This window comes from Vreelandella hamiltonii, assembly GCF_014651795.1.
In the GTDB taxonomy this organism is placed as follows: domain Bacteria; phylum Pseudomonadota; class Gammaproteobacteria; order Pseudomonadales; family Halomonadaceae; genus Vreelandella; species Vreelandella hamiltonii.
Map to the genome: position 1 here is coordinate 68,267 of NZ_BMXO01000016.1, position 13,775 is coordinate 82,041.

The 13,775-nt window shown below is 61.5% G+C and carries 10 protein-coding genes; 3 read left to right on the forward strand and 7 right to left on the reverse strand.

Annotated elements, in window-relative coordinates:
* Positions 1–9: 9 nt before the first annotated feature.
* From IE061_RS14925 to IE061_RS14950, 6 genes are all read right to left on the reverse strand, one after another.
* Positions 10–1,203 (reverse strand): acyl-CoA dehydrogenase family protein, encoded by a 1,194-nt coding sequence (locus IE061_RS14925; protein ID WP_193461944.1) that lies wholly within the window; start codon positions 1,201–1,203, stop codon positions 10–12.
* Entirely contained in the window at positions 1,200–2,696 is a 1,497-nt protein-coding gene (locus IE061_RS14930; RefSeq protein WP_193461945.1) for an enoyl-CoA hydratase/isomerase family protein, read from the reverse strand. The genes IE061_RS14925 and IE061_RS14930 overlap by 4 nt, the downstream gene beginning before the upstream one ends.
* A gap of 274 nt (positions 2,697–2,970) precedes the next feature.
* Positions 2,971–4,116: a TAXI family TRAP transporter solute-binding subunit gene (locus IE061_RS14935; RefSeq protein ID WP_193461946.1), complete on the reverse strand. Its 1,146-nt coding sequence runs from the start codon at positions 4,114–4,116 to the stop codon at positions 2,971–2,973.
* 21 nt (positions 4,117–4,137) lie between these two features.
* Positions 4,138–6,144: a TRAP transporter permease gene (locus IE061_RS14940; RefSeq protein WP_193461947.1), complete on the reverse strand. Its 2,007-nt coding sequence runs from the start codon at positions 6,142–6,144 to the stop codon at positions 4,138–4,140.
* A gap of 49 nt (positions 6,145–6,193) precedes the next feature.
* Positions 6,194–7,354, reverse strand: coding sequence for a TAXI family TRAP transporter solute-binding subunit (locus IE061_RS14945; RefSeq protein WP_193461948.1), 1,161 nt, complete (start codon positions 7,352–7,354; stop codon positions 6,194–6,196).
* 233 nt (positions 7,355–7,587) lie between these two features.
* Entirely contained in the window at positions 7,588–9,291 is a 1,704-nt protein-coding gene (locus IE061_RS14950) for a SulP family inorganic anion transporter (protein WP_193461949.1), read from the reverse strand.
* 238 nt (positions 9,292–9,529) lie between these two features.
* Here IE061_RS14950 and IE061_RS14955 point away from each other — a divergent pair, with 238 nt between their 5' ends.
* Positions 9,530–11,194 (forward strand): methyl-accepting chemotaxis protein, encoded by a 1,665-nt coding sequence (locus tag IE061_RS14955; RefSeq protein ID WP_193461950.1) that lies wholly within the window; start codon positions 9,530–9,532, stop codon positions 11,192–11,194.
* Here IE061_RS14955 and rarD read toward each other — a convergent pair.
* Positions 11,150–12,055 (reverse strand): EamA family transporter RarD, encoded by a 906-nt coding sequence (gene rarD, locus IE061_RS14960; protein ID WP_193461951.1) that lies wholly within the window; start codon positions 12,053–12,055, stop codon positions 11,150–11,152. The two genes, IE061_RS14955 and rarD, sit on opposite strands and share 45 nt — an antisense overlap.
* Positions 12,056–12,127: 72 nt before the next feature.
* Between rarD and IE061_RS14965 the strand changes: the two genes are divergently transcribed.
* Together IE061_RS14965 and IE061_RS14970 are read left to right on the forward strand one after the other, a co-directional pair.
* Positions 12,128–12,943 (forward strand): amidohydrolase, encoded by an 816-nt coding sequence (locus IE061_RS14965; protein ID WP_039177846.1) that lies wholly within the window; start codon positions 12,128–12,130, stop codon positions 12,941–12,943.
* Positions 12,943–13,647, forward strand: coding sequence for a pseudouridine synthase (locus IE061_RS14970; RefSeq protein ID WP_193461952.1), 705 nt, complete (start codon positions 12,943–12,945; stop codon positions 13,645–13,647). The genes IE061_RS14965 and IE061_RS14970 overlap by 1 nt, the downstream gene beginning before the upstream one ends.
* Positions 13,648–13,775: the final 128 nt, after the last annotated feature.

Genomic DNA, 13,775 nt, shown 5'->3' on the forward strand with positions numbered 1-13,775 from the left:
GGTGACCCCTTACATGCCTAGAATGGTTTTAGCGACGATGCTCTTTTGAATCTCGTTGGCCCCGCCATAAATCGACAGCTTGCGCCGATTGAAATACTGAGCGCTGGCAGCAGCGCTCTGGGCGGCGTCGTCTTCCAACGTGTCGTCACCGTGGAGAAACTCGGGAAAGAACGGCAGCGCGGCAGGCCCCAGCGCACGGCGGGTCAGTTCGCTGAGCTCCTGGCGCAGCTCCGAGCCGCGTACTTTCAGTAGGGAGCTTTCCGCCCCGGGAACGCCGCCCTCCCGGGAGGCGGCAATCACCCGCAGGTTGGTGACTTCCAGCGCCATCAGCTCCAGCTCGGCTTTGATCACCCGTTGGCGAAAGCTGGGCAGCGCCAGCAGCGGCTTGCCGCGATGCTGCATACGGGAGGCCAGCGACTTCAAATGGCGCAGCGCCTGCTTGGCGTGGCCCAGCCCGGCAATGCCGGTGCGCTCGTGGGTGAGCAGGAACTTGGCGCAGGTCCAGCCCTGGCCCTCGTCACCCACGCGGTTCTCCACCGGTACGCGCACGTTATCGAGGAACACCTCGTTGACTTCATGGGCACCGTCGAGAGTGATGATCGGGCGCACGGTAATGCCGGGGGTCTGCATATCGATCAATAAAAAGCTGATGCCTGCCTGCTTTTTGGCCTGGGGGTCGGTGCGTACCAGGCAGAACATCATGTTGGCGTGCTGACCCAGGGTGGTCCAGGTTTTCTGGCCGTTGACCACATAGTGGTCACCGTCACGCACCGCACGGGTCGACAATCCGGCCAGGTCCGAGCCAGCGCCCGGCTCGGAGTAGCCCTGGCACCACCAATCCTGATTGTCGAGAATGCGCGGCAGGTAGTGTTGCTGCTGCGCGACACTGCCGAACTTCATGATCACCGGCGCCACCATGTTGACGCCAAAGGGGACGACCGTGGGAGCGTGGGCGGCGGCGCACTCTTCATCGAAGATATGCCGCTGCACCGGCCCCCAGCCCGGGCCACCGTGTTCGACTGGCCAGTTGGCGGCGAGCCACCCCCGTTCACTGAGAATGTTCTGCCAGCGCAGGTGGTCGTCGGCGCGCAAATGGCGCCCCAGGCGTACCCGCTCACGGATGTCCTCGGGCAGTGAGTCGCTGAGAAATTGGCGGACTTCCTCGCGGAACGCCTGCTCTTCGGGGCTAAACGTCAGGTTCATGAGTGTGCATTCCTGGCAGTGGTCGATGAGGTGTCGGAGGCGGGCTGGGCCAGCGTGGCCTGGCGGTGAGCCCCGCCTGAATGCCGGGGGTAGCCCAGGGCTTCCACCGAAAGCAGATCGATATCGCTTTCCCGGTAGAAGGCTCCCTGCTGGGCCAAGGCCAGGCTGGCCTGCTCCAGCGCCGTTTGGGTGCCCTGGGCAGGCGCTTGCGCGGCGGCGTCATGCAGGGTACTCAGCACGCCAGGGGAGCGCGTCACGACCACATTGGCCCGCAATGCCTTGAGGGTTAACGCCGCCCGCTGCTGGTCCAGCGCGCTGGCGTGGTGATTGACCAGTTCATGGAAGGCGCCATGCTCAGCCAGCACCAGGCTCAAGGAGGCCGAGGGCAGGTCTGTGTCGATGTGAGTGTCAATGGCTGCGTCAAGGGCTGCGCTGATGGGGGCAGTAAGTGGCCGCAGCGCTAGCGTGACGGCTTGGCCGGGGCAGGTGCTGGCATCCGCGCCGGGCGCCAGCAGGCACAGTTCGGTGTTGGCCTCTGCTGTGGGTGTCAGCGTTATCCCCGCCCGCTGGGCGGCCTGCTGCAGCGTGTCGAACAGCGGGTGTTCACCGATCAGGGCTAGCTGGGTGAAGGGGGCCGCGTTCTCTACGCCGGGTACCAAGTGAGGGCTTCGGGCGGCAAAAAATAGGTGGATCAGCCCTGCCCGTTGATGGGAGTCCATACAGGCCAGAAACAGTGCCCGCTCCTGGCGCAGGCCCTCTTCCAGCGATGCCGCCTGGGTGCAGGCATCGATGGCTTCGACGATGCGAAACGGCGAAAACAGCTCCGGGACGCTGCGTTCAAGCTGCGCCCGCATGGTGGCAATGGCTTGATGGTTGGCGTCGGGTGCGGGGAGCTGCCCGGTAATACGCGTTGTCTGCTCTCCCGCCAGCACTGCTCGTGCAGCGGCAAGCCCGGCTTCCAGCGGCGTTGCGGCGTCGCTGATGGCATCGAGGATTCCGATGGCATGGGCTTCCGTGGCCTCAACGAAGCGCCCGCTGGTGATGATGTCCAGCGCATTTGCCACACCCGTCAGTCGGGGTAGGCGTTGGGTGCCGCCTGCGCCGGGCAGCAGGCCGAGCTTCACTTCTGGCAGGCCAACACGAGTGCTTGCCAGCGCCACGCGATAGTGACAGCCCAGCGCTACTTCCAGGCCACCCCCCAGCGCCGTGCCGTGCAGCGATGCCACCAGCGGTTTGGGACATGCTTCCAGTTGGCTAATCACGTCTGGCAGAAGCGGCGCCTGTGGCGGTTTGCCAAATTCGCGGATATCTGCCCCGGCGATGAACGTGCGCCCCTCGGCCATGACCACCAGCGCCTGGGCCTGCTGGTCGGCGATGCCTTCTTGCAGCGCGTCGAGCAAACCGCGCCGCACAGCCTGGCTCAAAGCGTTGACCGGTGGGTTGGCGATACTGATGACGCCCACCTCGCCATGCCGCTGGTAGTGAACACTCATGATGGCTCCCGTGTTTCGCTATGTGAAACTAAGCATTGTTATTTGGAATATACATCGATCATGGCGAAAGACGCCGCTGGAGTCAATAATTCAAAACGTTGTTTTGCATTGCGGAACTTATGGCTTCGAATAAAAGGCCGCACAGTGGCGGCCTGGGGTAAAATATGAGGCGAAATATGAAGCGCGGCGTGAGGCAGGCTTGTCGAGGTAGGCCTGGCGATGAGGTGCGCATGGGACACCCACCACGTCAGCGTAAATCAGCTCACCGCTGGCCCTAGAACACCGGGTTCAACTCGGCCTCTTCCAGCGCGGTGCGACGCACCTGCATCCAGCCGTCGATGAACGCCGTTTCGTCTTCGGGGGCATCGGCTTGATACGCTTCCCAGGTCTCCATCAGCAGCTGTTGCCGCGCTATCAGGGCGTTCTGATGGGCCTCCATGGCATCGTTCCACACGCCGGTCTGTTGGTAGTAAGCCACCACGGCATCGTGGAAGGGCACCACCCAGGTCAGGTTCTGGTTTTCCAGCGCATAGCCGCTGGCACCGGGGGCGTTGTCCTTGTAGTCGTCAAAGGACTCCACCAGCGTGGTGATCAGCCCGGTAACGGTTTCCGGTGCCAGGTCGGCGTTACTCACCATGATCGGGTAGGGGTAGCTGGCGCTGGCCAGCGGCTGCTCGGCATCGATACCCGCGCCAGAGGTCACGTCGTGGGGCTGAAAGTAGGGGGCTACCTCCAGCATGCGTGCCCAGCCTGCCTCATCGTCCGTGGGTAGCGCTGGCCACTGCAAGCCGCGTGGGCTGGCCGCCAAGCGCTGGGCCGCCGGAGTGACCGTGGTGGTAATCGCCGCATCGGCACGGCCGCTGATGATGCCGTCGAAGGCGGCGTTGTAACCGGGGAAATCGACACGCTGCACGTCATCCCAGGTCAGCCCGGCAAACGCCAGATAGGCTTCGGCGGCCTTGTTCAGGGCATCGTCGCCACGCAGGTAGGCTAGCCGCTTGCCCTTGAGGTCGGCGATGGAGTCGATCTCCACATCGCCAGCTACCGCCATGCCCAGCCCGAAGCTGGCCATGGCGGTGGAAATGACGCGAATGGGTTGGGGCCCCCAGTCCGGTCCGGCAAACATCATGACGCCTTCCGAGCCGTAGTAGCTGGCAATACCGCAGGCACACAGATCCACGCGGCCGGTTTTGAGCGGCGTCATGCGCATGGTGTCGTTTTCACCGGGAATGACCCGGGACTGAGTGCCATGCTCCTCCTGAAGCAGCTGGCTGATCGCCATGATCTGGGCGTGGCCGCTGGTGCCCGTGCCATACGCCGTCCAGTTCAAGGTGCTGGGCATGGCGCTGGCGCTGCCTGCAGCCAGCAGGCCAGCGGTGACGCTACTGAGGGCGAGGGTAAGCGTTGTTCTTGTGTTCATGATATCTCCTCGTGGTGGGTATCAAGCGTTGGCCGTCAGCGAGCGCTGGTGGTGGCGCTGGCTAAGTCGCGCAAGGACAACCCCTGGCAATAGTGCTGCCGCGGCCAGGCCAATCAACTCCCACTGGCTCAGCGGAACCATACCGCCCCCGGGGAGCGCCAGCAGCAGGCCCGCTATCAGCACCAGAGCACGAATGACCGCCTCTTGCAGCATGCCGTACCCCAGCCGCCCGACGCCCATCAGATAGCCCTGCATGGCCGATGCGAACAGGACGATGCCGATGATGGCCTGGATGAACACGGCGACGATCATCAGAGGCTCGCCCTGCATGATCAGCGCCGGATTGAGGACGAACAGGAAGGGAATGAAGTAGATCACGCTGCCCAGACGCATGGCCTGCAGGCCGGTCTCCATGGGGCGGGCGCCCGCCACCGTGGCGGCGGCAAAAGCTCCCAGCGCCACGGGAGGCGTGATGAAGCTCAGCATGCCCCAGTAGAGAATGAACATGTGCACTGCCATGGGGTCCAGGCCGCCGCCTTGAATCAGCGCCGGGGCCAGCGCCACGGCCAGGAAGATGTAGGCTGCGGTCACGGTCATGCCAATGCCCAGCACGAAGCTGGTGACCGCCCCCATGATCAGCAGCAGCGGTACGCTGCCCCCGGCGATGTTGATGAAGTCGTTGGCAATGGTGCCTGAAAGGCCGGTCATGGAGAGCGCGCCCACCAGCATGCCCACCCCTGCCAGAATGGCGATGAGTTCGGCAAACAGCTTGGCAGCCGAAGATAGCGTGTCGGCAACATCCTTCCATCCCCAGCGGTTCTGGCGGGAAAGCTGGTTGAGTACCAGCAGCAGGGCGGTTGCGTAGAACGGTGCCACCGCTTCGCGCTGCATGACCAGCAGCATCCACACCAGCAGGCCAAAGACGAAGATGAAGTACCAGCCCTCCTTGAGAGTTTGCCAGACCGACGGCAGCTCTGCCGCAGGCAACCCCTTGACATCATGGCGGGCAGCGTAAGCGTCGATCTGGATGAACAGCCCCAGAAAATAAAGAATCGAGGGAATGACGGCGGCCAGCGCAATGGTGGAGTAGGGCACGTCCAGGAACATGGCCATGACGAAGGCGGTGGCGCCCATGACCGGTGGCATCAGCACGCCCCCGGTGGATGCACAGGCTTCGACGCCGCCAGCGAACGAACGGCTCATGCCGATGCGGCGCATGGCGGGGATCGACAGCACCCCGGTGGTCAGCACGTTGCTGATCACGCTGCCGCTCATGGAGCCCATCAGGCCGCTGGAGAAAATCGATACCTTGGCAGGGCCGCCGCGCACATGGCCCAGCAGTGCAAAGGCCAGGTTGATGAAAAACTTGCCGCCGCCGCTTTTTTGCAGCACGACGCCAAACACCAGAAAACCGATGACCAGCCCGGCAAAGGCCTGCAGTGGCACCCCCATGATGCTCTCGGTGCTCATGGTATGGTACATGGCCGTTTCAGACAGGCTGGAAGGAAACGCTTGAATCGGGCCCGGTACGATATCCGCCACCAAGGGGTAAAGAGAGAATAGCCCGGCAATGATGGCAATCGGCAGGCCGCCCGCCCGGCGGGCAGCTTCGATGATGAGAACCCAGTAGGCGTAGCTGGCGTAAATGGCAGTGTCCGGGGCTGAAAATGCCCAGCCGCGCTCGAGAATGGACACCGCGTTATAGACGAAGTAGCCGCCAATCACCAAGGTGATGGCGCTGAGCAGGTAGTCGTACCAGGGGATGGTCTGGTCCTGCTGTCGGCTGAGCATGGGCCATAGCAGAAAGACCAGCGGCAGCAGCAGTGCCACTACTGCGTAATAGAACTGGGTTTCGAGCCCGGTCACGAAGGTGAGCCAGCCCCAGTTGAACAGGTAATCCAGCGTCATCATCATCAGCAGCACGGTGACGGCGGCGGGAACCCAGCGAAGCGCAGGTGGCAGCTCGCGGATTTGGCTGATCTTTTCTTTGACCTGCGGGGCATTAACAGGCGCGGTATCGGTGGTCATAGGGCGTTCCATCAATCAGCTGGGGCGGCGAGCGCCGCCCCGAGGCGAGTTACTCGAAAATCGGCTCGAATCCGGCGTCGGTCAATGCCGAGGCGCGGGCCGCCATCCACTCAGTAGTGAACGCGTCCGAGTCGCTGGGTGCGTCTGCCATGAACGCTTCCCAGGCTTGCAGCAGGACATTTTGCCGCTCGACCAGCTGATCCTGGTGAGCCTGCATATCATCGGTCCATACATCGATTTCCTTGTAGTACTCCACCACCGCATCGTGGAACGGCACCACCCACTGTAGATCCTGGTACTCCAGCGCGTAGCCCACGGCTCCCGGCGCGTTGTCCTTGTAATCGTCGTAATGGTCATTCATGGCTCGAATCAGACCATAGGCGACCTTGTAATCCAGGTCCTGATTGGCCACGACGATGGGATAAGGGTAGCTGGCGCTGGGAACCGGGTTGTCCGCGCTGATGCCGCCCGCGCCTGCGGTGACTTCATGGGGCTGAAAATAGGGGGCAACTGCCGCCATGCGCTCCCAGCCTGCTTCATCGTTTGGGTCGAGTACCGGCCAGCTGATGCCTCTGGGGCTGCTGGCCAGCTGCTGCGCAGGGGGCGTCACGGTCGTCGTGAAGGAGGCATCGACATCACCGGCGATGATGCCGTCGAAGGAGCGGGCGTAACCCGGATAGTCGACGCGCTCCACGTTGTCCCAGGTAAGCCCACCGAAGGCCAGATACGCCTCGGTGCCTTTGTTCAGCGCATCGTCACCACGAATGTAGGCAATGCGCTTGCCAGCCAGGTCCGCCGGGGTTTCAACGCCCAGGTCGCCTGCCACGGCCAATGACAGGCCGAATGACGCCGTGGACGTGGTGATCACGCGCAGCGGCTGTGGGCCCCAGTCGCGATCAGCGAACATCATGACCCCTTCGGCGCCGTAGTAGCTGGCGATACCGCAGGCGCACAGGTCGACACGCCCTTGTTTCAGGGGCGTCATGCGGGAAACGTCGTTGTCGCCGGGTAGTATGCGCACCGAAGAGCCGTAATGGTTCTGCAGCATGTTGCCGATGGCAACGGCCTGGGCGTAGCCGCTGGAGTTGGTGCCGTAGGCCGTCCAGGCCATGGTGCGCGGCAGCTCTATTTCACTGGCGTGGCTGACGGCAGCGCCCAGTAGAGAAAGCGGCAGGGTGGCGATGAGCAGGCGGTGAGCGAATGGATGCATTTTCATGCTCCTTTATTGTGGTTGTGATGGTTGCTATCGGGTTGTTACGCTTTGCTACAATGTGTTTTGCTATGCGGTATTTGATTCTGCTAAGTGGTCAGGTGATAGTAGGTAAGCCAGCAGAGGCTGTCAACGCCGTTTGATGAAGTACCCAAAAATGACGATTGCTAAACGCAAAAAGCCGAGCAATGGCTCGGCTTTTCAATTAATTTTCAATGGCTTGAAAGATTGGGCTATTGGGAAAATTCACGCCAGGCAGCATAGGTGCTCAAAAATACGCGGCCAGACAGCTCTTCGAGAAAGTCGCTCTTTTTCAGTTGATCCATGACCGGCCCCTTGACCTCGGCAAGATGCAGCTTCACATCGGAATCCTTCAGGCGTGCGTTGATGGCATCCAGGCTTTCCAGGGCAGAGGCGTCGATCAAATTGACGGCCGAACAGATCAATACCACGTGTTCCAGCTCGGGTCGGCTGGCCACCAGGTTGTAGACGGTATCTTCGAGGTAGCGGGCGTTGGCGAAGTAGAGGCTCTCGTCGATTCGCAGCAGCGCCGCATTTGGGGTGGTTTCGACATCATGGCGCTCGGTATTGCGAAAATGCTCGGTGTTGGGCACCCGACCTACCAGCGCGCTGTGGGGGCGGCTGGTGCGATAGAGAAAAAGCGCGATGGAGAGCGTGACGCCGCCAATGATACCGGCCTCAATGCCTTCGACCAGGGTCAGCAGAATCGTGACCGCCATGGCGGCAAAGTCACTGCGGGAGTAGCGCCAGGTCTGGCGCAGCATGGGAATGTCCACCAGCGTCAGGATGGAGACCGTGATGGTGGCCGCCAGGGTGGCGATGGGCAGGTAGTAGAGCCAGCCGGTAAACGCCAGCGTCACCAGCCCAATGCCCAGGGCGGCAAAGGCACCTGCGGCTGGGGTTTGCGCTCCCGCATCGTAGTTGATCACGGTGCGCGAGAGACCGCCGGTGACCGGCATGCCGCTGGTAAAACCTGCCGCCAGATTAGCGGCGCCCAGGCCGATCAACTCCTGATTGGGTGAAATGCGTTGGCGGCGTTTGGCGGCCAGCATCTGGCCCATGGAGACCGACTCCACAAATCCCACCAGACTGATCAACAGGGCAGGAATCAATAGCGCCCGCCAGAGCGAGGCGTCTCCCCAGGGCAGGCTGAACGCGGGCAAGCCGCTGGGAATCGTACCCACCACCGCCACACCCTGATAGGCCAGCTGCCAGTGCCAGGTGACCAGCGTCGTGATCAGCACGGCAAATACCGGGCCTGCCTTGGTCAGCAGGTCAGCCAGGGATGCAGGCACGCCTAGCCAGGTCAACGAGCGTTTGCCGTAGCGGCGCAGGGCCACCAGAAACAGCAGCGTCCCCACGCCAATGGTCACCGTATAGGGATTGATGTCAGGCAGGTTGGGCAGCAGCGTCATGAGCCGTTCGACGAGCGTAAAGCCGCTGCTGGCAATCCCCAATAGGCCACCCAGCTGGCTCACCGCAATCAGAATGCCGGAAGCCGTCAGGAAGCCAGAGATGACCGGATGACTCAGGAAGTTACTGAAAAAACCCATTCTCAGGCTGCCCATGACCAGCAGCATCATGCCCGAGAGCAGCGACAGTACCAGTGCGGCTTGCAGGTATTCGGCACTACCGGGGGCAGCCACCGACGAGAGTGCCGCCCCCGTCATCAGTGCGATGATGGCTACGGGGCCTACCGCCAGGGTTCGGCTGGTGCCCAACAAGGTGTAGAGCAGTTGGGGCAGTAGACTGGCGTAAAGTCCTACCACCGCAGGCAGCCCGGCCAGCAGGGCGTATGCCAGCGACTGGGGAATGACCATGACCGTCACGATCAGGCCCGCCATGAGGTCGGCCCCCAGCAGGCGCCGATGATAGTGGGGTAGCCAGGCAAGAATGGGCAAATAGCGCTTCAACATGGTTTCTCGCAGCGTTGGCCATATCAGGAAAAACGGGACCTGCAAAACGGAACATAGTTTAGCCTGTTTAGTTATAAAAATGTCATGCCCACTCGCCTCAAGGCCAAATATTACCTTTTGCTATCCCCCCAAAGTGCTACTTATTTCAAATACGGAACTGGTTAAGCTGGCTGTGTGGTAAACCTCAATATGTATTGCGCCATGACTCGACGATCTCAACAATAAAAGAGTACTCACTATGCGACTGCTTCGCTGGCTGTTACCACTACTGTTGATCAGTGCTGCCGTCGGGATGACCTGGCGGGGAGGTTTCTGGGCGTATGCTGGGCTCGCCAGTGCCCTTGTCGCGGGGGTGGCGCTGGTGGCCGCCGCCCTGTACGAGGTGTACCGTGCCGATCATCAGCGTTTGGTATCGGTGCCCCGCAGTATCAGGCCGATTCAGGACTATGGTGCGCTACGTGGCATGGCGTATCGCCTGATGCATCGCGCCAGCAGTACCGCCATTGCCTCGGCGGAGGTGTCCCACTACGCAGACCTGATGGCCCAACGTCTCGCCAAACAAGAAAACATGGCCAGTGAGGCCTCTTCCAGTATGGGCGCCATCAATGCCGCCATCATGCAGGTTAGCGCCAGCGCGACACAGGTAGCGACCCTGGCCGAAAGTGCCCAGCGGGCAAGTCATGACAACCATGATGCGCTGGCCGATATCATTCAGGACATGACTGATGTGGCCGAGCGCTCCGGCCAGGCGTTAGATATGCTCACCGAGCTGAACGACAAGATCGAACGGGTGCGCAGCGTGACCTCGATGATCGAAGGGGTGGCCGAACAGACCCACTTGTTGTCGCTGAATGCGTCTATCGAGGCTGCCAGGGCCGGCGAGCATGGCCGAGGCTTTGCGGTGGTGGCGGGGGAGGTGCGCGACCTGGCGTTGAAAACGTCCACGGCTACCCAGAGTATCGATGGGCTGGTCAAGGATATGCACCAAAGCGGCCAGAGTGTCGTCAGTACCATGGGCGGGCTGATGACCCGGGTACGTGACCGGGCTCAGGAGATGCAGCAGGTAGGAAGCAGCCTGGCCACCATTACCCAAGAGTTCGACCAGGTGCAGCAGGAAATCACCAACGTGGCGGGTGCCATGGACAGTACGCGGGCCCATAGCCAGACCGTGGCGGACAGCCTCGACCAGCTGGAACACGATGTAGATGAAGGGAACCGCCACATGCACGCCCTTGCCCAGCAAGCTCACGCCTTGATGGAGGCTGCTGAAAGCGTGGATGCAGAGCTGGCCCAGCAGCATCTTGAAGGGCGCCATCAGCAAGTATTCAAGGTGGCTCGACAAACCGCTGACCAGATTGGCAAGCTGTTCGAAAAGGCCTTGAGCCGAGGCGAGCTATCAGAGGCCGCGCTGTTCCATCCGGATTATGCGGTGATCCCCGGGACCCAGCCGCCGCTTTATCATACCGGCTTCGATGCCTTCACCGACCAGCAACTGCCCGCCCTTCAGGAGCCGCTGTTGGCAGGTCACGGCCTGAGCTACGCGATTGCCTGTGACCGCAATGGCTATGTGCCCACCCATAACGCGGCGGTGAGCCGTGAACCCACTGGCGACCCGCAACACGACCTGAAATATTGCCGCAGCAAGCGCATTTTCGATGACCCTACCGGTCGCCGCTGTGGTGCCCATGAGCAGCCGCTGCTGCTGCAAACCTACAAGCGCGACACGGGCGAGATCATGCACGACCTGTCGGTTCCCATTCATGTGCACGGCAAGCACTGGGGTGGCTTCCGTGTGGGCTATCAGCCTGAGCAAGCCGCACAGCTTCAAGCCGTTGAGCAGGCACCTGCCTCGCTGCCCTCAAGCGGCCGCCTGGCGCGGTCGTGTTTGCCAGGACGACCATGAATAAAGCGCCAGGCCTGTCCAGATCATCAGAAACGTGACGAGCTGAATCAGGCCCAGCGGCTCTCCAAACACAGTCAGTGCAATCAAAAACTGAATGCTGGGGTTGATGTACATCAAGAACCCCAGGGTGGCCAGCCGCAAGCGGCGTGCGGCCCCGGCAAACGCCATCAGCGGCAGGGCCGTGAGGATGCCGCTGGCTACCAGTAACGCCGACATGGGCGCGTCGTGCAGGAAGTGTGACGTGCCTTGCCAGCTCATCCAGCTCAGCGCCAACAGGGCCAGCGGGAAGAGCAGCAGTGTTTCCACGAACAGGCCAGACAGCCCATCCAGCGGCACCTGCTTGCGAAAGAGCCCATAACTGCCGAAACTCAGCGCCAGCAGTAGGCTGATCCACGGCAACTCCCCCAGCATGACGAATTGCACGGCAATCGCCAGGCTGGCGAGACCAAGCGCCACCAGCTGTAGTCGGGCCATCACTTCTCTGAGCACCAGCATGCCCAACGCAACGTTGACCAGCGGGGTGAGAAAGTAGCCCAGACTGGCTTGCAGCACCTGCTTGCTCTCCACGGCATAGATGTAGATGCCCCAGTTGAAGGCAATCAGCAGCGCGCAGGCGAGCACCCTGCCCAGGCGTCTGGGCTCGACCAGCGCGGCCACCACCGGAGGCCAGCGACGCAGGACGCTGATCAGCCCGACCAGGAACAGGCATGACCACAAAATGCGGTGGATCAGAATTTCAAAGGCGGGTATTCCATCGAACAACGCAAAGAACAGCGGAAAACAACCCCACATGGTATAGGCGGTCAAACCGAACATGACGCCCTTGACCGCTTCAGGGTCTCTGGGTGCAGATGGAAGCATAGCAGCCTCATTAACTAAAAATGCTAATCTAGCACACAATCGGCCAAGACATTGATGCAAAGGAGGCATGGCATGAGCCAACTGAAAACCAGCCTGGTGCAGTGCGATTTGCGCTGGGAAGACCCCCACGCCAACCACACGCATTTGGCCAAACTGCTGGGCGACCTGGATAGCCGGGACACGGACTTGATCGTGCTGCCCGAAATGTTCGCCACCGGCTTTACCATGAACTCTCGCGAGATGGCCCAGCCCATGGCCGAGAGCCAGAGCGTGGCCTGGCTGCAAGCGCAAGCGCAGGCTCGAGGTTGCGTGATGACCGGTAGCGTGGCCGTCGTGGAGGATGGCCAGTACTACAACCGCATGGTATGGGCAACGCCCGACGGCGAACTGCGCTACTACGACAAGCGTCACCTGTTCCGTATGGCGGGAGAGCATGAGCGATACGGCATGGGGTCGGCACGGCAGATCGTCGAACTCAAGGGATTCAAGCTGCAGCTCAGCGTTTGCTACGACCTGCGGTTTCCCGTGTGGATGCGCCAGCAGCCAGCAGAAGGCGAGCATTTCGAGTATGATGCCGTGCTGTGCGTGGCTAACTGGCCCGCCCCTCGTCGCCATCCGTGGCGCACGCTGCTGCAAGCACGCGCGGTGGAAAACCTCGCCTACGTGATAGGCGTCAATCGTGTGGGCGAAGACGCCAAGGGGCTGGCCTATAGCGGCGACTCCATGCTGGTCGATTTCAAGGGTGAACCGCTCATCGACCATCCTGCCCATACCGCGTTCATCGATACCGGAACGCTCGACAAGACGGAACTGGATGCCTTTCGTGACAAATTTCCTGCCTGGCAAGATGCCGATCGCTTTTCGCTACTGCCAGGAGTGGGCCAATAATGCGCCTTGATCGTTTTTTGAGTGAAACCTCTGCGCTGACCCGCAGCCTCGCCAAGCGCGCCTTGAAAAATGGCGAAGTGACGCTGAATGGCGAGCCCATCAAGCAAGCCGCCACCCATATCGACACGGCCCAGGACGAGGTGCGTCTGAATGGCGAGCGTCTCGAGCTGGTGGGGCTGCGCTATATCATGCTGCACAAGCCCAAGGACGTGGAGTGTACTGCACGCCGGGGACTGTATCCGCGGGTCATCGATATCATCGATGAGCCCAAGGTAGAACGCCTTCAGCCGGTAGGGCGCCTGGATGTGGACACCACCGGACTGCTGCTATTGACCGATGACGGGCAGTGGTCCCACCGAGTGACATCGCCGCGCCACCGCTGTGCCAAGGTGTATCTCGCCGAACTGGCCGAGCCCATGGAAGGTGAGGTAGCTCAGCAGGCGGTCGAGCGCGTGGCCGAAGGCCTGCTGCTCGAAGGTGAAGAGACCCCCACCCAGCCGGCCACGCTGCGTTTCATTACCCCGCAGCAGGCAGAGCTGACCATTACCGAAGGCCGCTACCATCAGGTAAAGCGGATGTTTGCTGCCTTGGGCAACCACGTCGAGGCGCTCCATCGGCACTCGATCGGTAGCCTCGCGCTGCCCGATGATTTGGCACCGGGCGAGTGGCGGGCGCTGACCCAGCAAGAGATCGACAGCTTTTAAACGGGCCATATTTATACCGTTATCTTGTCTGGCCTGAAAATAGTAACCACGCCTTTGAATGTTTTCAGGCGCTGGCGGAGAGGCTCGGGTCGAGCGCTATCCGCCAGCGATGGCTTTTGCCAGAAATG